This is a genomic window from Hymenobacter sediminicola, from assembly GCF_014250515.1.
In the GTDB taxonomy this organism is placed as follows: Bacteria; Bacteroidota; Bacteroidia; order Cytophagales; family Hymenobacteraceae; genus Hymenobacter; species Hymenobacter sediminicola.
Genome location: NZ_CP060202.1, coordinates 2,497,609 through 2,515,793, shown reverse-complemented (window position 1 = coordinate 2,515,793; position 18,185 = coordinate 2,497,609). Strand labels below are relative to the sequence as shown.

Sequence of the window (18,185 nt, the reverse complement as noted above, 5' to 3'; positions counted from 1 at the left end):
TATCAGCCCAAAATGCCAGGGAGTAAGTCGTTTTAGCCCGAACAGGTCCTTCGCAAGCTCAGGATGACAGCCGAAACAGCCAATCCACCAACCCACAATTCTGTTACTCCACCTTCTTCTTCGGGGCCGGCTTCTCGTCCTTGGCTATCCAGATGGATTTCTGATTCACGAACTCCCGAATACCCAAGTACGACAGTTCCCGTCCGTAACCCGACTTCTTGACGCCCCCAAACGGCATTTCCGGCGACGACTTCACCATGCTGTTTACGAACACGGCCCCAGCCTCCACACGGCGCGCCAGTTCCTCGCCGCGCTGCACATCACGCGTCCACACGGAGCCGCCCAGCCCGAAGCGGGAATCATTGGCGAGGCGTACGGCATCGTCGGCGTCTTTGGCTTCCAAAATCAAGGCTACAGGCCCGAATAGCTCCTCGGAGTAGGCCCGTTGGCCGGGCTTGATGTTACTCAGAATCATAGGCCGAAATAGAGCGGTACCAGGCTTGCTCTGGCCGCCGTGCAGTTCCACTTTGGCACCCTGCGCCACCGAATCAGTCACCTGTTCAGTCAGCTCGTCGGCTAGGTCGGGGCGGGCGAGGGGACCATACTGCGTATCCTCCGAAAGCGGGTCGCCGGGGCGGTAAGCCAGCAGGTGCGTTTTCATCTTCGAAATGAACTCGCGCAACACTGGTTTCTCCACGATGAATCGTTTGGCCGCAATACAGCTCTGCCCGGCATTAATCATGCGGGCCTGCGCGGCGGTTTTGGCCGCTACTTCCAGGTCGGCGTCAGCCAGCACAATGAATGCATCGGAGCCACCCAGTTCCAGCACAGTCTTCTTAATGTAGCGGCCGGCCGTGGCAGCCACCTGCGCCCCAGCTGGCTCTGAGCCGGTCAACGTCACGGCCCGCACCCGGTCGTCGGCAATGAGTTGCTCTACCATTTCCGAACCGATGAGCAGCGTCCGGAACGTGGCAGTCGGGAAGCCGGCGTCATGGAAAATCTTCTCCAGCGCTAAGGCACACTGGGGTACGTTGGAGGCGTGCTTGAGCAGCCCTACATTGCCCGCCATCAGGGCCGGAGCCGCGAAGCGTACTACCTGCCAAAACGGGAAGTTCCAGGGCATTACGGCCAGCACCACTCCAATGGGCTCATGGCTGATGAAGCTGCGCCGGGCGTCGGTTTTGATTTCGTCGTCGGCCAGAAATTCCTCGGCGTGGTCGGCGTAGTAGTCGCAGCAGAGGGCGCATTTTACGGCTTCAGCACGGCCATCGACTATGGGCTTCCCCATCTCCAAGGCCATCAGGCGAGCTAGCTCATCCTGCCGCTCACGCAGCAACTCGGCGGCACGGTGCATGAGGCGGGTGCGTTCCTTAAAGGAGGTGGTGCGCCACGTAGCCGCCGCCCGGTGGCTTTGGCTCAAAATCTGTTCAGTTTTAGTCCAGGAGAAGGCCCGGAAGCGGCGCTCGACGCGGCCAGTGTAGGGGTTGACGGATTCTATAGGCATACGAGCAGTAAAGCAGTGAGCCGCAGAGCGCGACGGTAGATGGGTAAGTGCCTTTCGTTGTGGCAGGTGAGCAGGACTAGCAAGCAGCGTAGGAGCTGGCTCGCTCTATTCATCCTTGGGTGCAACTTAGAGCAAAACGCAACCGTAGCAGACAGGTTACGAACCAGACCACCGATTTAAGCGGAATTTAATGTTGGGGGAGAGCGAACAATTGCTCACGTAGTGTACTTTCGTTTGTCGGCGGGTTCTGTACCAGTGCTCACCCGTACCATATCCCATTGCCCGTGACCATACCCCCCCCCGAAGCAATGCCCCCTGTGTCCGATGGAGAAGACCTGCTGGTGCAGCGTCTGCGCGACCGGGACGAGGCAGCCATGACCCTTTTCTACGACCGGTACTCGGCGGCGCTTTACGGCGTCATCATGCGCATCGTCAAGAAAGAAGAAGAGGCCGAAGACGTGCTCCAGGAGGGCATGGTCAAAATTTGGAACTCGTTTTCTTCCTACGATGCCAGCAAAGGCCGGCTATTTACGTGGGTGATGAATGTGTGTCGGAATTTAGCCATCGACAGAATCCGCTCCAGACAGTACCGCGTAGGTACTCGTACCCAGCCGCTTGAGGACAGCGCCGCAGTACGTGAGCCCGCATCGCCCACGTTCCGGCCCGAGCACATCGGCCTGCAGGAAATGACCAAGAAACTTTCCCTTGACCAGCAGCAGGTCGTTGATATGCTGTATTTCGGAGGCTACACGCAAAGTGAGGTGGCCGACGAATTGAACTTGCCCCTTGGTACAGTGAAAACCCGTGCCCGGGCGGCTATCAAAGTACTTTCCAAACTGATTCGATAGCCGTGGATATTCAGCAATATATCGAATCCGGAATCCTGGAAGAATACGCTTTGGGCGTGCTTCCGGAAGCGGACCGGGCGGAAGTGGAGCGTATAGCCGCCACTTATCCCGAAATCCGACACGAACTGAACTCCATAGTTAGCGGCCTTGATACCTATGCCGAAGCGCATTCTCTTAGGCCTCCTTCGGGAATGCGGGAGCGGGTGCTTGCTGGCTGGCAACAAGCTATCCGGGGCGAGCAGCCTGTGGCAGCAGCCCCGGTTGCGCCGGCAGCAGAAACTCCATACGTTGCGCCGCAAGCAGCTGCTCCAGCCGCAGAGCCAGTAGTGCGCCCTATCAGCAGCGCGCCGGAAACGCCTTCGTATGAGGAGGCACCTCGTCGTGGGTTTGGCTGGTTGATGGCGGCCTCCGTGGCGTTGCTGCTCAGCTTGGCTGGTAACTACATACTATACAACCGCTGGCAGAATACTGAGTCAGAGTTGTTTGCAGCCCAAAATGACCAAGCACGCTTCGCGGCCGCGCAGCAGGCTTCTCAGAAACAGCTCAGCAGCCAAGGCAGAGAGCTGGCGGTGCTGCGTGATGTACAGTTTCAGAGCGTGACGCTGGCTGGTACGCCGGCTGCCCCTTCGGCTAAAGCGCGGGTTCTTTACAACCCTGCCACCAAGGCCGTGTATGTAGATGTGCATAGCCTGCCGGCTCCACCGGCTGGCAAGCAGTATCAGCTCTGGGCGCTCGACAATGGCAAGCCCGTGGATGCTGGCGTTCTGGCCGCCACTACTGCCGCCGGCGACAGTCTGCAGCAGATGAAGGACATCACCAGCGCCCAGGCTTTTGCCATGACAGTAGAAGATGCAGGCGGCAGTGCTTCGCCTACACTTTCTACGATGACCGTGCTGGGCAAAATGCTCTAGCCTACTGCTACGTGAGAGGAGCGGGGAGAACTAAGCTTCTTCCCGCTCCTTTTTTTGTTGGGCTGTTTCCGGCGAATTGGTAGTAACTAGTGAGAAGTATTTACTTTTTCCTTCATTGAGCCCGTGCACGGAACAATTTTTACGTTGCTCAAGCGCTACGTCCAGACGCAGTACGACCACAGTACCTGGGTTCGGCTGACCGAATCCGTTGGCCTCAGCGCTGCGGATTTCGACCACAAAAGCGTCTACCCCGATGAGCAGATGTACGCGCTGGTTGGGAAGGCGTCCGAAATGGCGGGCATCCCGGCCAGCGAGCTACAGGAGAAGTTTGGCGAGTATCTCGTGCCCGACCTGATGTATATGTATCAGAAGCTGTTGCAGCCCGAGTGGACTACGCTCGATATGCTGGAGCACACAGAGAATACGATGCATCGGAAGGTTCGGCAGGAGCACGCCGAAAACACGCCGCCCGTACTGGAGGTCACCCGTCTTTCCGAGGATGAACTGGAAATCAAGTATGTATCGGAGCGGCGGATGGGAGCCTTGGCAGTAGGCATTGTGCGCGGTGTGGCCGCCTACTACGACGAAGCCGACCGGATAGCTATAGACCCCGAAACCAGCGAAGACGGCCAGCGGGTATATATCCGGGTGCGACGCTTGACTGCCGCCGAATAACAGTCTGCATCCTTACGTTTTTTACAACTGCATCTACTGCGCCAGCAGTCTGGCGCACAGCTTCTGTACCACATGGAAAAGTCAACTTACTACAACCCCGCCGACCTAGCCAAATTTGGGAACATCACGGAATGGCAGGCGGAGATGGGCAATAAATTCTTCTCTTACTACGGCGAAGTGTTCAAGGAAGGCGCCCTCTCGGAACGCGAAAAGGCGCTGATTGCGCTGGCTGTGGCTCATGCCGTGCAGTGCCCTTACTGCATTGATGCCTATACCACCGATTCGTTGCAGAAAGGCGCCGACGAAGCCCAGATGATGGAGGCTGTGCACGTGGCGGCTGCCATAAAAGGAGGTGCCGTGCTGGTACATGGTGTCCAAATGATGAACAAGGCCAAGGAACTGTCGATGTAGTGTGTGCGGCAGGTAGGCGGTATTGGCGCAAGTGTGAAGAGCACAGTTGCATGCCTTCCGCAAAACCCGCCAACTGCTTCTGCTATTGGGATTAAAGTGAATACACCTGCTTTTTTTAAACGACTCGGGCTGGCATTGTCCGCTTTTTGGCTGCTGGCGCTAAGTGCCTGCGGTCGTTCCGCCGACGATGGTCGCCCGAGTCCGGCGTATGCACAACTGCTCCGGACTCTGTACCGGGGCACGGTGCCACTCGTGCAGCCAACGCAGCTGGCTGCCACGTTACACAGCAACCCCGCATCTGTGCTGCTCCTCGACACCCGCACGCCGGCCGAGTACCGCGTCAGCCACCTGCAGGGAGCACGCTTCGTCGATTTCAGCACATTTGAGCAGGCTGCATTTGCGGAGTTGCCCCGGGACCGGACCGTAGTCGTGTATTGTTCGGTCGGCTACCGGAGCGAGCGGGTAGGGGAGCGGCTGAAAGCACTGGGCTTCCGGGATGTACGCAACCTGTACGGGGGGATTTTTCAGTGGGTGAATGAAGGTCGCCCGGTTTACAATGAAGATGGTTCTACGCAGGATGTGCATCCGTATTCTGCGCTGTGGAGTACCTGGCTGACCAAAGGAAGAAAAGTATATCAATAGCCAGTGCTACAACTTCTGCCAGAAAGTGAGTTGCTGTAGCATGTTAGCAATGAAAAACTGCCTGCGAGTACCTCCGGTAGCCTTCCGAAAACGTTTATGGGGAGTATAAGCCGATAACCCGATGACACCTCATTTGCTCATTTTTGCCCGGCATCCGGAACTAGGCCGCGTGAAAACCAGGCTGGCGGCTGGTATTGGCCCGGAAGCAGCGCTGGCTGTGTACCGAGAGTTGCTGGCACACACCTGGGCTGTTACCGAACACCTGGGAGTACACAAAACTGTGTGGCTGGCGGAGCCGCCTACTGGGCCTCTGACTATGCCCGACCAGTGGATCGGCTACGAGCAGCTGGTGCAATTTCCCGGCGACCTGGGCACCAAAATGCAGATGGCTTTTTCTCATGCTTTTTCCAATAGCGCCGCCGCCGCCGTCATCATCGGTACTGACTGTCCGGGCATTACGGAGGCGTTGTTGCAGGAAGCGTATGCGGCATTCGATACCCATGAAGTAGTTGTAGGGCCGGCTGAGGATGGAGGGTATTACCTGCTGGGCATGAGAGAATTATATATGGATCTATTTTTGAATAAAAGCTGGAGTACTGACTCCGTTTTGGCGCACACACTGGATGATGCCGACCGGCTTGGACTACGGATCAAGCAACTGCCCGTACTGCGCGACATAGACGATGCCACGGATTTGGCCGCTTGGCGCTCGGCAACGGAAAGGTAATTTGTCGGGAGGCTGAAGAGTTTCGGCGTATTATTGGGGGCCACATCCGACCTTTCACCATGCCTTCCACCGTTGAAAGCCTCCTGCTGGGATGCTGTCTGGCCATGCAACTGACTGCGTGCTCAACCCAAGGTTCTGAACAGGCACGCCCGGACCTGTCTACGCTGCCTGCCGCGCCCCCTGTTGCTCTTCGCCGTCTGGCACCACAATTCAACCCGCAATGGGCCATGGATAAGCTGTGGGAAGACGGACTAGCAGAAGTAGCTGTGTATGATGCTGAACGGGTAATCTACGACCGGGTGCGCCGCTTTGAGTACGTGCAGTTGACCGTGAAAGAAGAATTCAACCAACAGTATCAGGTCAAGACCGACGACTACCAGCGGACGGACCTGTTTCCAGTGATGAAAGTGAACCAGTTTTGCCGGATTCCCACTGAGCAATACCCGTATCATTTCCTGACGTCCCTGTTTTTCCGGCGCGAAAGCCCAACCAGCTTGGCGAAGCTCACCACCTCGTCGCAGGAATGGTGTGGCAACACGTTCAAGGCTTTTCTGGATGATGGGCTGCAGTACGTAGAGACCTACAACTCCTACTGGGATGGGCAGGGGGCCGGCCAGCGCAAGCTCCGCCGCGACATTCTGTTTGAAGATGCACTGCCATACACGTTGCGCAGCCTACGCTTCGGTGATAATCTGACTTTTAAGGCCAGCATCTGTGAGCTGCAGCAGACCAGCAAAGCGGCGGCCCCTACTATTTATGAGGCCGAAATAAGCGTTAGTCCCGCTTCCGCCGCCGACACACAGGAGGCAGCCTGGCAAGTGCGCGTACGCTTGGCTGAAGGTAAGGAAAGCACCTATTGGTTTGCGCGGAAATACCCCAATGTGCTGCTTCGGCAGGCTACCTGGGATGGGCGCAACCTACGTCTGCACAAGCTCAGCCGCTATGCCTACTGGAACCGTGCAGCGCCAGATACTGCGCAGGCTCAGCTCTGAGGCGCCTCAGCAACAACAATAGCTGTGGCACCGCGGCGCCAGTCCCAGAGAAACGCAGCGAGCAGGCCAATATATTCCAGCATCAGCAGCCGTGGGTTTTCGGTGTAGGCTGTACTCTGGTAAGCAGCATACGACAGCACCACCAGTCCCGACCACACCAGCATGTAGCGGTAGCTGGTGAACATACTCAGCGCTACCAGCGGCGTCAGATACCACGGGTGCACCACGGTAGCCAGCAGGTAGTACCCTGTGAGCAGCAAGAGTAGCGCACGAGGCAAGGAAGCCCAAACCGGGTGCTTTTCGCGCAGAGTCAACCCGCCAATGAGGATTACAATAGCCAGGGCTAATGCTGGGCCAATGCGGGCAATCTGGTTATAGCCCGTAAGCCAGTAGCCGACGGCCCGCGCTATGTAGTAGAGGCTGGCATTGAACTCGAAGCTCCGGAAATACAGGTCCAGGCTGCGCCCGATGTTGCGCACCAACTCCGTAGACACGAACGGTAGGAACAGCAACACAACTGTCAGACCCGTAAGCACCGAAAAAGCTAGAAAACGCCGCCAGCCAAGCCGCCGGGCCAGCAGGGGCAGCACCAGCAGGGGCAGCAGCTTCGTCCCGATGGCCAGGCCCAACGCCCCGGCAGCCCAACGCCACTGCTGGCGCACCAGCAGCCATAGCGCCAGCAGCAGAAACCCTACTACCATTGCTTCAAAGTGTAGATTGCCGGTCAGCTCCACGATAACCAGCGGGTTGAGCAGGTACCACAGGGCGCGCTCCAGCGGCAGCCCAAACCGGCGCAGCAGCGCCAGCAGTAGTCCGGCCGTTGCGGCTTCAGCCAGCAGCAGCACCAGTCGCATGAGCAGCACTGCGCCCCGCTCACTGGCTGGGAACAGCCACGAAGCCAGCCCAAATACAACTTGGCACACCGGCGGATACACCGAGTAGTAGTGCGGAGAGTTGAGCTTCGGATACAGCGTTTCCAACTGCTGACTGTAAGGCGCAAGTTGCCAGATTGCGGCTGTAGTACCGGGGGATACTTCCGCAACTGCCACCAGCTCATCGGGCCGGTGCTGAAACGGGTTGACGCCCGAAGCCACCAACAGCCCGTCCAAGTGGAAGCGGTGGTAGTCGTCGGAGAAGGCCGGCAGGGCCGGCAGCCACAGCAGCCGCAGCAGCAGCGCTGCCAGCAGCCCTGTGCGTAGCGGCAGCTTCGTTTTCAGCAGAAACCAGTACAGCCCGAACGCTACCCCAAATAACCCGACCAGCTGCCCGAACTCCGCCCGGGGAGTAGCATACGCCAGCCCTACATATGCTGCTCCCGACAGCAGCAAAGCCAGCAGGGGCGCAATCCGGAAAGTGGCGGTGAGTTGAGGCAAAGCGGGTAGTTTATTTCCGGTGCCGGACTGAATACATGAAAATCAAGCCGTAGCCCACGGTCAGCATCAGGTGGAAGGGAATCAGGCCCCAGTCGCCGAAATACAGGCCGGCTCCGATGCCAAAGGCGAAGTACAGCGCGAGCAGGCCTTCGGTGAGCGTGAGGCCATCGAGCAGGTCGCCGGTGCGGTAGCGGCGGCCCTGCCAACGGCCCTGGCGCCGCACCAGCCCCAGCTTGGGTGTCCGGATAAAAGCGGACTGCTGCCCGCTGTAGCCCAGCAGCACGGCCCGTGCGTTGTGCAGCGTCAGCCCCATCGAAACCGACAGAAACAGCAGAAACTGCGGCACAAAGCGCCACACCGGCGCCGTCGGCTTGTCGAGCCGCCAAGCCGTGAAGTAGTAGTAGATGAGCGGTACGAAAGCCAGCAGAAACACCGAGGCTACCCGTAGTAGCGGCTTCAGCTCCGGCAGGTCGGCGCGCACAAACACCAGCGGCACACTCACCAGCGCCATCAGCAGAATGGCCACGAACACCGTGCTGTTGAGCAGATGGAACGTAGCGTGCAGCTTGGTGGCCAGGGTTTCGGAGGAGCGCAGCACGTTGCGCAGGTGCTTGCGGGCGGTTTCGGCCGCGCCCTTGGTCCAGCGGAACTGCTGCGACTTCAGGGCATCGAGGGTAGCGGGTAGCTCGGCGGGGGCCACCACGTGCGGCAGGTAATGGAAGCGCCAGCCCCGCAACTGGGCGCGGTAACTCAGGTCCAGGTCTTCGGTTAGGGTGTCGGTATGCCAGCCGCCGGCGTCCTCGATGCAGGTGCGCCGCCACACGCCACCCGTCCCGTTGAAATTGATGAAGTGCCCGCCCGCCGTGCGCCCCACCTGCTCCACATGAAAGTGCGCGTTCAGACCGAAGGCCTGTAGTTCAGTCAGCAGCGAATACTCCTCGTTCAAATGGCCCCAGCGCGTCTGTACCACGCCCAGTCCGGCCTCCTGAAAATACGGCACCGTGCGCAGCAGAAAGTCCGGCTCCGGCACAAAGTCGGCGTCAAAAATGGCAATCAGCTCCCCATCCGTCTGCTCCAGTCCGTAGCGCAGCGCCCCAGCTTTGTAGCCCTGCCGGTCGGGCCGGCGCACCTGTTCGATGCGCAGACCCAAGGCCTGGTAGTGTGCCACGCGGGCCGCCACCAAAGCTACGGTTTCGTCGGTCGAATCGTCCAGTACCTGCAGGTGCAGTAGGTTGATGGGATAGTTGAAAGAGGCGCAGGCATCAATCAGACGTTCAGCTACAAATACTTCGTTGTAGAGTGGCATCTGCACCGTCACGCGGGGCCAGATGGCGGGCGACGCAGGCTCGGGCGGCAGACCGCGCCGGTAGGCCAGCCGGGCCAGCCGCGTCAGCTGAAACTGCGTCAGGCTGAAGCCCAGCACGAATGTCAGACACAGCCCATATAGTGCCAGCAGCGTGATTTCGAGAAAGAGCATTCAGGTGCGTAAGAAGATGCCGGACAGCCGGAAGAAGTGGGAGTGGATTTGAGGTAAGGCCGCGGGATAATCAGACGAAGTTAAGCGGCAGGGCGGGCCATTGACTCCCATTCACAGCCAAGCTACAGATAGCGAAAGATGGTCCAGAGAATCTTGTAGCCCGCGCCCAGCGTACCGCGCACCGTGCCCGAAACCTTGCTGGTCCCGATGCGGCGGCGGTAACGCACCGGCACTTCTGTATTGCGCAGCTGCAGCTTGGCGGCCTTAAGCTGCATTTCCACCGTCCAGCCGTACGTGGTGTCGGCCATGCCAATACGTTGCAGGGCTTCCCGGCGGATTGCCCGGAACGGACCTAGGTCGGTGAAGTGCGCGCCGTAGAGGCGCCGTAGCAGGGAAGTGGCCAGCCAGTTGCCAAAGATTTGCTGGGGCATCATGGAGCCGGCTTCGCGCTGGCCCAGAGCCCGGGAGCCAATTACCATATCGGCCTCGCCGCGCAGAATGGGGGCCAGCAGCAGCGGCATTTCCTCAGGATAGTCAGAATGGTCGCCATCCAGAAACACGATGATGTCGGCCTGTTCGGCGGCGGGCCGGGCGAAGCTGTGCGCCATGCCGGCCAGGCAGGCGTGCCCGTAGCCGGGGCGGGTTTCGCGCAGCACCGTGGCGCCGGCTGCCCGCGCTACGTTGCCGGTACGGTCCGTGGAATTATTATCCACCACAATGACTTCGCGCACTAGGCCGGCCGGAATTTCGGCCAGCACTTTGGCAATGGACTGCTCCTCGTTGAAAGCAGGAATAATTACGTCAATCAGCATGGCAGGAGCGGCACGCAGCCGCCCACGTTGGAGGGCAGAGAAATACTACAAACCACAAAGATGCACAGTTGCGCCGGGTTGCCGATGAAGGGCGAGTACTTGTTGCTGTTTTCTGAGTGCACCCCAATGCTGGCTTCCTCTGTCAGGAAAAGTAGCTACATCGGAGCCGGCCTTGGTGATGCAGGCAACTGGCGTAAAACCTATCTTTGGGGTATTCACTAGACGAATTATGGGAGCATTATTGACGGATATGCTGCAGCGGGCCCAGCGCAGCCGGCGCATTGTGGCGCTGCAGTCGGGCAGTACAATGTTTTTGGGCTATGTGCTCAGCTTCAATCCCGAGATATTGTTGCTCCGCTCCATCACGCGGCAGGGCCTGCTTACCGGCGTGCGCACTATCAGCCTCGACTCGGTGTCGAAGGTGCATTTCGATGATAAGTATATGCGGCTGATTGAGTTCAAGGAACACAACCCAGAAACCGTGTATAGCTTGCCTGCCGCCCCTGATGGACTTGATGCTCAGTATCTGACAATACCGCTGCTGTTGCAGCGGGCGCAGGAAGCGCGACAACTGGTGCTGCTTGAAACGCATGGCGAGCATGACATTTACGGCTATGTCGTGCGTCTGACAGAGGATGAGCTGCTGGTAGAGGTGTATACTCAATATGGTGAAGCCGACGGCCACACAGTGCTGGGCCTTGAGGAGGTGCGGACAGTGGTTTGGAGCGACGAGGACACCCGCACCATTGAGTTGCTGCTGAAGCAGAATACGGCTGGTAACGGCGGCTGATTAGGGCCCAGGGCTCCATTTTTTATCTGGGAAGAAAGTATGCCTGCGTTCTGAGGGCAGCCTCAAAGGTGCGCCGGAAGCAATACAACTGCTCTTGGTATATAGCTACAGCTGCCATATTTCGCGTATTGGTCGGGTCATCAATGCTTGTCGTATGCCCCGCTTATTTCTGCTGCTACTAACCCTGCTGCTGGTTCGCACCAGTTTGGCTCAAACCGCGCCTACTTCGCTCAATGCCACCCTCGACGGCTACGAATACCCGTTTCCGGTGCGGCAGCTGCCCCTGAAGCTGGAAAGCCAGACGCTGCGCATGGCGTACATGGACGTGCCGGCCACTGCCAAAGCCAATGGCCGCACGGTAGTGCTGCTGCACGGCAAGAACTTCTTTGGGGCCTACTGGCGCGAAACTATCAAGGCCCTGACGGCGGCCGGTTTCCGGGTGGTGGTGCCCGACCAGATTGGCTTCGGCAAATCCGACAAGCCGGATCTGCACTATTCCTTCCACCAGCTGGCCCGCAACACTAAGCACCTGCTCGATACGCTGGGCGTGAAAAAGGCCGTTATCGTGGGCCATAGCATGGGCGGCATGCTGGCCACTCGCTTCGCGCTACAATATCCGGACGCCACGGAGAAGCTGGTGCTGGAAAACCCGATTGGGCTGGAAGACTACCGTGTGGGCGTGCCGTTTCAGAGCGTAGACCAAGCCGAGGCTACGGAGCGCAAAAGCACTGAGGAAAGCATCCGAAAATACCACGCCACCTACTACCCGCACGGCTACCCCAAGACCCACGACGAATGGTTGCTGCCACTAGCTGCCCAGACCCGCCACCCCGATTTCGCGAAAGTAGCCCGCGCCAATGCCCTCACCTTCGACATGATTTATCAGCAACCCGTGAGCTACGAGTTTAGCCGGGTGCAGGTGCCTACGCTGCTTATCATCGGGCAGGACGACCGCACGGTGGTGGGCAAAGGCCTCATCAAAGACCCCAAAGTGTTGGCTGCTATGGGGCAGTATCCGGAACTGGGCCGCCGCACCGCGGCCCAAATCAAAGGCGCGAAGCTGGTGCCGTTGGCGGGTGTAGGCCACATTCCGCATTTGGAGGCCCCAACTGAGTTCCGGAAGGCGCTGCTGGCCTTCCTACAGTAGGAGTAAGGCCAGCCTGTTGCCCCCTTGCAGACGGGCGAATAGAAACTGAGCCGTAAGTTGCGGGCGTTTTTTGACTGTTCTTTATGCGCGCCATTTGCCTGCGCTGGCTGCTGCCGGTTCTTCTTCTGAGTTTTACTACCGTGCACGCGCAACGTCCGGCTCCCGGCAAACCGGCTACCCGCCGGGCGGCCCGTACTAAAACGGCTAAGGCAAAAGCTGCAGTTCCGGTTGTCAGCCAGGCGACTATACTGAGTGTAGGCGATACGCTGGATGGACGCTTCGTGGTGCCACAGGTGCAACTATCGGATGCGGCGGCAGCAGCTCGTATCAATGCCGAACTAGTGGATGCGGCCCTAGGCGAAGACCTACAGGCCGTGCCTCAGCCTCTCACGGCGCTTACTGGCCTGCAGCAGGCGCAGGCCGAGTACGCCGCCCACGAGCAGAAAGGCTTTGTGGGTGCCCGCTACGAGGTGCTCTACAACGACCACGGCTTGCTCTCCATAGAGCTTACCTCCGACTTCCTGGGGGCCTACGTTTCGTCGGTGGCGCGGCACGCCACATTTGAGCTACGGACAGGCCGACTGTTGGAAGTGCGCGACCTGCTGGCTGACACCCTAGCGCTGCGCCAGCGCTGGCAGGAGTCCATCAACCGACGTGTGGCCGACCACATCAGCAAACTGCCCACCGAGTATGCGCAGCTGGATGCCCCGCTGCTGGCTGAAGTGAAGCGTCGGCTGCACTGGAACGACAGCACTCTAACGGTCCAGCTCGAAGGCGACGACCCGCGTTTCTACGACTTCGCTCTTACGTCCTTCGGCCTCACGCTTTACTACGATTTCGGCTTCCCACACGTCATCGAGGCGCTACAGCCCGAAACTGACTATCTGTTCAGCTACGCTACGCTCACGCCGTGGCTAAAGCCTAAAGGTGTGCTCGATTTCAAACAATAGTTTCTTCAAGAAATCAGGTGTTTATGCTGCCTGTATCGAGTCTTGTTGGGCTAGCTTAAAATCCGCAGTGAATCCGCATGAATCAACTGGCTGCCTTGGTAGCGGCCTTCACGCGGACCGTTTTCGAGGTTGAGCACGCCGCGCGGGCAAGCTGTGGAGCAAAGGCCGCACCCCACGCACGAAGCCCGGATGATGGGTTCACCACGCTGGGCGTACTGCTTTACATCAATGCCCATTTCGCAGACGTTGGAGCAGTTGCCGCACGAGATGCACTGGCCGCCGTTGGTGCTGATGCGGAACCGTGAGAAATGCTTCTGTAGCAGCCCCAGATATGCCGCCATTGGGCACCCGAAGCGGCACCACACCCGGCTGCCCATCAGCGGGTAGAAGCCCACCCCAATCACGCCCGAAAACACTGACCCAATAGCAAACCCGTAGAACTTAGACAGTGGCTCGGTGATGGGCTGCAGCGCCGGCACCGCGCCCGAAGCACCCAGCCACAGCAGTGCCGTGAGCAGCACGATAAACGCCAGGATGGGGTAGATGATGCGCACTTCCCAGCGCCATGCGGTGCGGCTTTTGTCGGAGAGGTGGCGGTACGGGTCACCAGCGGTTTCGGCCAGGCCGCCGCAACCGCACACCCACGAGCAGTACCAGCGCTTCCCGAAAAAGTAGGTGAGCACCGGTGTAGCCACAAACGACATTACCGCGCCCCAAAACACCATGAACACGCCCAAGGCCGGGCCGCCATCCTTGAGCAGGTAGCTCACGGTGCCAGGAAACAGATAGTCGTACTTAAGTGGCCAGAAGTAGGAGAAGTAGTATTCGGGCTTCTGAAACGCCAACAGCAGGCCCGGCAGCAGGAACGCAAATCCCAGCTGAAAGAACATTACTGACACCGTGCGGATGCGCTGATACGGCGAGTGGCGGTACTTCCACAGCGCCCGGCCGCCCATCACCAGTATTGCCAGCGTGTAGAACGTGCCGTAGAGAAACCACTGGTCGGAGGGGCGCTGGCGCAGGGCTTGGCTGGCTGGGTCGAGGGCGTGCACCAGCTGGTTGAGCGGCCCAAAATTACCTTGGCCATCGTTGTTGCTGAACCAGTAGAGCACCACGTAGAAGCCGGTAAGTACCACGGCTGTCAGCCAAGCCACGGCGCCCCGGCTGGTGCTGCTGCGTAGCCACAGGTTGTCGTGCTGCACGCCGGCCGGCGTGCGCCCGAACTTGTACCAGGCCCAGCCCAGCGTGCCGCCACTCAGCAGTAGCAGGCCCACCCAGAAGCTTAGGCGCGCCCGGTCGGCATCAGCATCGAAGGCTACGGTCAGTAACGCCAGCAAGCCCAGCCCCATAGCTGTGAGCAGAGTTTTCTCAGTGGCCGAGGTGTCGGGTACCGGTGGGCGGGTCAGGGTGAGGTCGGGGGAGAAGGCCATGGAGAAGCAACAACAACGGACCGATACTGCTTTTTCTGCGCGTCATTCAGCGGCAGCAACGGACGAAAATAGGAATGCGAAAGGTGCTCCTAATGATGGTGATGGTGGCCTTGGTCGGGCTTGCCGAACAGGTTCAGCAGTGAGCCTATCACATACAGCGCCGCCCAGCAGACGTAAAGCCAGTTGTAGCCCGGCAGCGTGCGGTCGGCGAAGAAATGCAGAATCAGGTGGGCACCGGCACTCATAATCAGGCCCGTCACGGCAATGAATTGAAAGCTGTTGAGGGCACTCGGGCGGTAAAGTTTAGAGAAATCCACGGCGCTTTTACGGAATAACTGAGAAGAGAAAAGGAAGTCTGCAGAGGCGAGGCCTGTTGCCCTGCTGTACTTTGGGCTTACGTATAAGCCGCCACCAGTTGCTGCTTAAACGAGCGTAACATGTCAGGTTCGTGGCGGCGGAAGAACTCAGGGTCGAAATTGGCTTTGCCGAGCTGGGCCAACACCTGCTGCACCGGAGTCTCGGCCCGCAGCCACGCCTCCCATACTTCGTGGCGCTGCCGTATGCCCATGGCATTTACGCCCGTTACGGCATTGTTTTGGGCTGGCCGGAAGGTAATACGCAATGCATGGCGCCCGTTTGGGTGCTGCCAGTAACAAGCGGATTCGCCCGGCTCCGGCTCAGCCGGCACACGGCCGTAGGTCTGGTATTCGAGGTGAAAGAACTTGGCCGAGTTGAACCACGGACCGCGGCGGTAGCGGGTAGGTAGCCCACAAAGGGTATGCGCCACGGTTGCGCCCTGCATGCGGCCCGTATACCAGAGTTGCTCAATGGGTACTTCACCGGCGGCCGGTTGCCGATGCTGGGCACAGTCGCCGGCGGCGTACACATCGGGGGCACTGGTTTGCAGGTAATCGTCTACCAGAATGCCCCGGTCGGTTTCTAGTGTAGCGCACGAGGCCGCCAGGTCCAGATTGGGCGTGACGCCAGTGGCCAGTCCTACCCATTGGCACTCGATTTCCTCGCCGTGGCTGGTGCGCACGGCCCGTACATGGCCATCAGTACCTAGTATTTCCGCCAGCCCAGTCCCGTAGCGCACATCAATATGATGCTCGCGGAGTTGCTGGTCTATCAGGGCCGCTTCGGCAGCTGGCAGCACGGAGCCCCAGTACCGGTCGTCGCGCACGAGCACCGTCACGGCAATTCCACGCGAATGCAGCATTTCGGCCAGTTCAATCCCAATCAGGCCGCCACCCACTACCACGGCCCGCGCTATGCCGTGCGTGTGGCGGTGCATCTGCTCCAGGTCGGGCAGTGAATACAGGCCCTGCACGCCCACAAGCTCCTGGCCGGGCCAGCCGTAGGTGCGGCTGACGGAGCCCGTAGCCAGCAGTAGCTTGTCGTAGGAGAGGTGTTGGCCGTTGCTCAGCGAAAGAGCTTTGCGGTCGGTGTCGAGGGCGGTAGCGGTGGTATACACCAGCTCCAGCCGGTTTTCGGGCCAGAACCAGTCATCATATGGCTTGATATCCTGCGGGCGCAGGTGTCCCATGTACACATACATCAGTGCCGTGCGCGAGTAGTGGTGCGGCGTCTCGTCTGACACGAGCGTAATGCGGGCTTCGGGCTGCAGCCGGCGCACCGTCAGCGCACAGCTGACGCCCGTAATGCCATTGCCGATGATAACCAGATGCATTGAGAAGAAAATATGGTGGAATGACCAGGGTAGTAGGCACAGCCAGCGCAAAGGTGAGCAAGAAATTGCTGCTGCACCGGTCGGCCGTCCCAATCACCACTCGAACAACTGCCAGCCGCTGACTTCTGCTCCTGCATGATGCCTTCTGTTGGCGACTCTACTCATACGGGGACGGTTCGGCTGCCGGTTTGCCGGCTTAGCCAGAAGGGGCGCGCAACGGAGTTAGCGGAATGCAATTAGCCGGGCAGCGTGGTACAACCTCGGTCCAGTCCGCGCGTAAAGCAAAACGGCAATCTGCTTCACTCTAAATTCTCACGGCCATGATGCTTGATAACCTGTTCGGTAAAGACGACATTAACGATAAAGACAAGGAAAACAGCAAAATAACGGAAGGAAAACCGGCTGCTCACAATGAGCAGCTCGAAAAGGAAAAGGAATTCAAAGCTGACCAAAGCAACGGCAAGAGCGCCGATGATGCTTCGGCGCACCGCAACCAGGGCGCCGGTGGCTATACCCAACGCAGCGACCAGAAAGACCAGCTTGAAAACTTGCACATTGGAGGCAGCGAAACCGAGCCGCAAGGCGGCAACGAGCACCACGCAGCCGGCGAGCAGGCACAAGGGCCCGGTTTTGAGTCGGAAGGCAGCATTGAGCTGGACCACCAGTTGCGTACCCGGGAGCAAAAGTTTGGGGAAGACTCGCCCAGCGGGCCGGCCAAACCGGTGCAGGACTAAGCCCTCCGAAACACAGCATGTAACTGGCCCCGCTCCGCAAGGAACGGGGCTTTTTTGTTGATGCTAATGCAAGCCGAAGCGGTTGGCTGCCCAGCAGCATCCGTCTTAGCCGAAACACGTGGCAGCGTCCCGCCAGTCATGAAATTAAGTCGGCTGCAGCATTATTAGGATGGCATGGGACTAATCATATATCTTTAGGGACCCGTGCTGAGTCCGGCCGGGGTTGCACAGAAATACTGTGCAATCTACGGGCTCAGGAAGGGGCTGTTCTGAGCATTTTCCCACCATTTTATTTTTTCGCATGCCCTCAAAATATACTCTCCCTGAACCCGAAACCGACGAAGCCGGCACGCTGCTGAGTGAAGAGGATTCTCTGTCCTCCGGCAACGGCCGTTTGGCCATTATCGTTGGGGCAATTCTGCTGCTGGCCATCGTTGGCTACATGTTTTTGCCCGGCTCCGGCGGGCGGCGGGTCATCACCAACGTTATGCCGTCCGTTATGCTCGATGAAGCCAGCGTGACGGGCACCCGCCCCGCCGATGAGCCGGCCGCTACCGCTGCTGTGGCTGCTGTAACCGAAGATGCAACAACCAAGCCTGCCACCGATAAGACCAAGAAAGCAGTTACCCGCACTACCATCGATGGCAATCTGGCTACCCGGACCACCGAGTCGGTAGGGACAACTGAAGCCGCCCCTGTATCGGAAGCCGCCGCTCCGGCCGCCGCGCCCGAAGCAGCTGCGGCCCCCGCTAATGTGACGCTTTCCGGCCGGATTCTGGACGAGAACGGCCGGCCATTGGCTGGTGCTACCGTTCTGGTAAAAGGTTCGCGCAAGGGCACTGGAACCGATGCCAATGGCAACTATTCCATTGAAGTGCCGGCCGGCGAGAATGCGCTGGTGTATGGCTACGGTGGCTACCAAGACCAAGAGGTCCGCACCCGTGGCTCACAGCCCGTTAACGTAACGCTGCTGCCCAGCGAAAACGGCAAACGCCGGCGCCGGTAGTTGTCGTCAGGAAGTGAATTTCCAAAAGAAAAGCCGCTCCGGACATCCAGAGCGGCTTTTCTTTTG

General features: G+C 59.1%; 19 protein-coding genes. 12 read left to right on the top strand and 7 right to left on the bottom strand.

Features of this window, described 5'->3' with window-relative positions; genetic code table 11:
• Nucleotides 1–103 precede the first annotated feature (103 nt).
• Nucleotides 104–1,504, bottom strand: a complete 1,401-nt coding sequence (locus tag H4317_RS10690) for an NAD-dependent succinate-semialdehyde dehydrogenase (protein WP_185886501.1) — start codon at nt 1,502–1,504, stop codon at nt 104–106.
• A gap of 284 nt (nt 1,505–1,788) precedes the next feature.
• Between H4317_RS10690 and H4317_RS10685 the strand changes: the two genes are divergently transcribed.
• From H4317_RS10685 to H4317_RS10655, 7 genes are all read left to right on the top strand, one after another.
• Nucleotides 1,789–2,352 carry an RNA polymerase sigma factor gene (locus H4317_RS10685; RefSeq protein WP_260625627.1) on the top strand — a complete coding sequence of 188 codons (564 nt, stop codon included), beginning with the start codon at nt 1,789–1,791 and terminating at the stop codon, nt 2,350–2,352.
• Between the two features lie 2 nt (nt 2,353–2,354).
• The gene (locus tag H4317_RS10680) at nt 2,355–3,263 is read left to right on the top strand and encodes an anti-sigma factor (RefSeq protein ID WP_185886499.1); all 909 of its coding nucleotides are present in this window, start codon (nt 2,355–2,357) and stop codon (nt 3,261–3,263) included.
• A 123-nt stretch (nt 3,264–3,386) separates the two neighbouring features.
• Nucleotides 3,387–3,938, top strand: a complete 552-nt coding sequence (locus H4317_RS10675; protein ID WP_185886497.1) for a heme NO-binding domain-containing protein — start codon at nt 3,387–3,389, stop codon at nt 3,936–3,938.
• Nucleotides 3,939–4,010: 72 nt separating this feature from the next.
• Nucleotides 4,011–4,349, top strand: coding sequence for an arsenosugar biosynthesis-associated peroxidase-like protein (locus H4317_RS10670; protein WP_185886495.1), 339 nt, complete (start codon nt 4,011–4,013; stop codon nt 4,347–4,349).
• Nucleotides 4,350–4,484: 135 nt separating this feature from the next.
• Nucleotides 4,485–4,991 (top strand): rhodanese-like domain-containing protein, encoded by a 507-nt coding sequence (locus H4317_RS10665; protein ID WP_260625626.1) that lies wholly within the window; start codon nt 4,485–4,487, stop codon nt 4,989–4,991.
• Nucleotides 4,992–5,112: 121 nt separating this feature from the next.
• A complete protein-coding gene (locus H4317_RS10660) occupies nt 5,113–5,718 on the top strand; it encodes a TIGR04282 family arsenosugar biosynthesis glycosyltransferase (protein WP_185886493.1) in 606 nt (201 codons plus the stop codon).
• Between the two features lie 59 nt (nt 5,719–5,777).
• Nucleotides 5,778–6,710, top strand: a complete 933-nt coding sequence (locus H4317_RS10655) for a hypothetical protein (protein ID WP_185886492.1) — start codon at nt 5,778–5,780, stop codon at nt 6,708–6,710.
• On the opposite strand, the gene H4317_RS10650 is transcribed toward H4317_RS10655, so the two are convergent.
• The 3 genes from H4317_RS10650 to H4317_RS10640 all read right to left on the bottom strand — a co-directional run bounded on the left by H4317_RS10650 (nt 6,701) and on the right by H4317_RS10640 (nt 10,372).
• A complete protein-coding gene (locus H4317_RS10650; RefSeq protein WP_185886491.1) occupies nt 6,701–8,083 on the bottom strand; it encodes an MptA/MptB family glycosyltransferase in 1,383 nt (460 codons plus the stop codon). The two genes, H4317_RS10655 and H4317_RS10650, sit on opposite strands and share 10 nt — an antisense overlap.
• Before the next feature lie 10 nt (nt 8,084–8,093).
• Nucleotides 8,094–9,560 (bottom strand): cellulose synthase family protein, encoded by a 1,467-nt coding sequence (locus H4317_RS10645; protein ID WP_185886490.1) that lies wholly within the window; start codon nt 9,558–9,560, stop codon nt 8,094–8,096.
• 122 nt (nt 9,561–9,682) lie between these two features.
• The gene (locus H4317_RS10640) at nt 9,683–10,372 is read right to left on the bottom strand and encodes a glycosyltransferase family 2 protein (RefSeq protein WP_185886488.1); all 690 of its coding nucleotides are present in this window, start codon (nt 10,370–10,372) and stop codon (nt 9,683–9,685) included.
• Between the two features lie 229 nt (nt 10,373–10,601).
• On the opposite strand from H4317_RS10640, the gene H4317_RS10635 reads away from it, so the two are divergent.
• The 3 genes from H4317_RS10635 (at nt 10,602) to H4317_RS10625 (ending at nt 13,259) form a co-directional block, all read left to right on the top strand.
• Nucleotides 10,602–11,162: a hypothetical protein gene (locus H4317_RS10635; protein WP_185886486.1), complete on the top strand. Its 561-nt coding sequence runs from the start codon at nt 10,602–10,604 to the stop codon at nt 11,160–11,162.
• A 154-nt stretch (nt 11,163–11,316) separates the two neighbouring features.
• The gene (locus tag H4317_RS10630; protein WP_185886484.1) at nt 11,317–12,309 is read left to right on the top strand and encodes an alpha/beta fold hydrolase; all 993 of its coding nucleotides are present in this window, start codon (nt 11,317–11,319) and stop codon (nt 12,307–12,309) included.
• A gap of 83 nt (nt 12,310–12,392) precedes the next feature.
• The gene (locus H4317_RS10625; RefSeq protein WP_185886482.1) at nt 12,393–13,259 is read left to right on the top strand and encodes a hypothetical protein; all 867 of its coding nucleotides are present in this window, start codon (nt 12,393–12,395) and stop codon (nt 13,257–13,259) included.
• 50 nt (nt 13,260–13,309) lie between these two features.
• Here H4317_RS10625 and H4317_RS10620 read toward each other — a convergent pair whose 3' ends face one another.
• The 3 genes from H4317_RS10620 to H4317_RS10610 all read right to left on the bottom strand — a co-directional run bounded on the left by H4317_RS10620 (nt 13,310) and on the right by H4317_RS10610 (nt 16,379).
• On the bottom strand, nt 13,310–14,689 hold the full coding sequence (locus H4317_RS10620) for a 4Fe-4S binding protein (RefSeq protein ID WP_221899152.1): 1,380 nt from the start codon (nt 14,687–14,689) through the stop codon (nt 13,310–13,312).
• 89 nt (nt 14,690–14,778) lie between these two features.
• Complete coding sequence (locus H4317_RS10615; protein WP_185886480.1) at nt 14,779–15,006, bottom strand: hypothetical protein; 228 nt, start codon at nt 15,004–15,006, stop codon at nt 14,779–14,781.
• 77 nt (nt 15,007–15,083) lie between these two features.
• Nucleotides 15,084–16,379 carry an NAD(P)/FAD-dependent oxidoreductase gene (locus H4317_RS10610; protein WP_185886478.1) on the bottom strand — a complete coding sequence of 432 codons (1,296 nt, stop codon included), beginning with the start codon at nt 16,377–16,379 and terminating at the stop codon, nt 15,084–15,086.
• A 320-nt stretch (nt 16,380–16,699) separates the two neighbouring features.
• Between H4317_RS10610 and H4317_RS10605 the strand changes: the two genes are divergently transcribed.
• Nucleotides 16,700–17,113 carry a hypothetical protein gene (locus H4317_RS10605; protein ID WP_185886476.1) on the top strand — a complete coding sequence of 138 codons (414 nt, stop codon included), beginning with the start codon at nt 16,700–16,702 and terminating at the stop codon, nt 17,111–17,113.
• A 301-nt stretch (nt 17,114–17,414) separates the two neighbouring features.
• On the top strand, nt 17,415–18,119 hold the full coding sequence (locus tag H4317_RS10600) for a carboxypeptidase-like regulatory domain-containing protein (RefSeq protein WP_185886474.1): 705 nt from the start codon (nt 17,415–17,417) through the stop codon (nt 18,117–18,119).
• Nucleotides 18,120–18,185: the final 66 nt, after the last annotated feature.

Bases quoted from the DNA above. Each gene is read 5' to 3' on its own strand.
- H4317_RS10645 (WP_185886490.1), bottom strand. From the start codon at position 9,560: ATGCTCTTTCTCGAAATCACGCTGCTGGCACTATATGGGCTGTGTCTG.
- H4317_RS10660 (WP_185886493.1), top strand. From the start codon at position 5,113: ATGACACCTCATTTGCTCATTTTTGCCCGGCATCCGGAACTAGGCCGC.
- H4317_RS10610 (WP_185886478.1), bottom strand. From the start codon at position 16,379: ATGCATCTGGTTATCATCGGCAATGGCATTACGGGCGTCAGCTGTGCG.
- H4317_RS10625 (WP_185886482.1), top strand. From the start codon at position 12,393: ATGCGCGCCATTTGCCTGCGCTGGCTGCTGCCGGTTCTTCTTCTGAGT.
- H4317_RS10640 (WP_185886488.1), bottom strand. From the start codon at position 10,372: ATGCTGATTGACGTAATTATTCCTGCTTTCAACGAGGAGCAGTCCATT.
- H4317_RS10620 (WP_221899152.1), bottom strand. From the start codon at position 14,689: ATGGCCTTCTCCCCCGACCTCACCCTGACCCGCCCACCGGTACCCGAC.
- H4317_RS10690 (WP_185886501.1), bottom strand. From the start codon at position 1,504: ATGCCTATAGAATCCGTCAACCCCTACACTGGCCGCGTCGAGCGCCGC.
- H4317_RS10630 (WP_185886484.1), top strand. From the start codon at position 11,317: ATGCCCCGCTTATTTCTGCTGCTACTAACCCTGCTGCTGGTTCGCACC.
- H4317_RS10605 (WP_185886476.1), top strand. From the start codon at position 16,700: ATGATGCTTGATAACCTGTTCGGTAAAGACGACATTAACGATAAAGAC.
- H4317_RS10600 (WP_185886474.1), top strand. From the start codon at position 17,415: ATGCCCTCAAAATATACTCTCCCTGAACCCGAAACCGACGAAGCCGGC.
- H4317_RS10670 (WP_185886495.1), top strand. From the start codon at position 4,011: ATGGAAAAGTCAACTTACTACAACCCCGCCGACCTAGCCAAATTTGGG.
- H4317_RS10655 (WP_185886492.1), top strand. From the start codon at position 5,778: ATGCCTTCCACCGTTGAAAGCCTCCTGCTGGGATGCTGTCTGGCCATG.
- H4317_RS10635 (WP_185886486.1), top strand. From the start codon at position 10,602: ATGGGAGCATTATTGACGGATATGCTGCAGCGGGCCCAGCGCAGCCGG.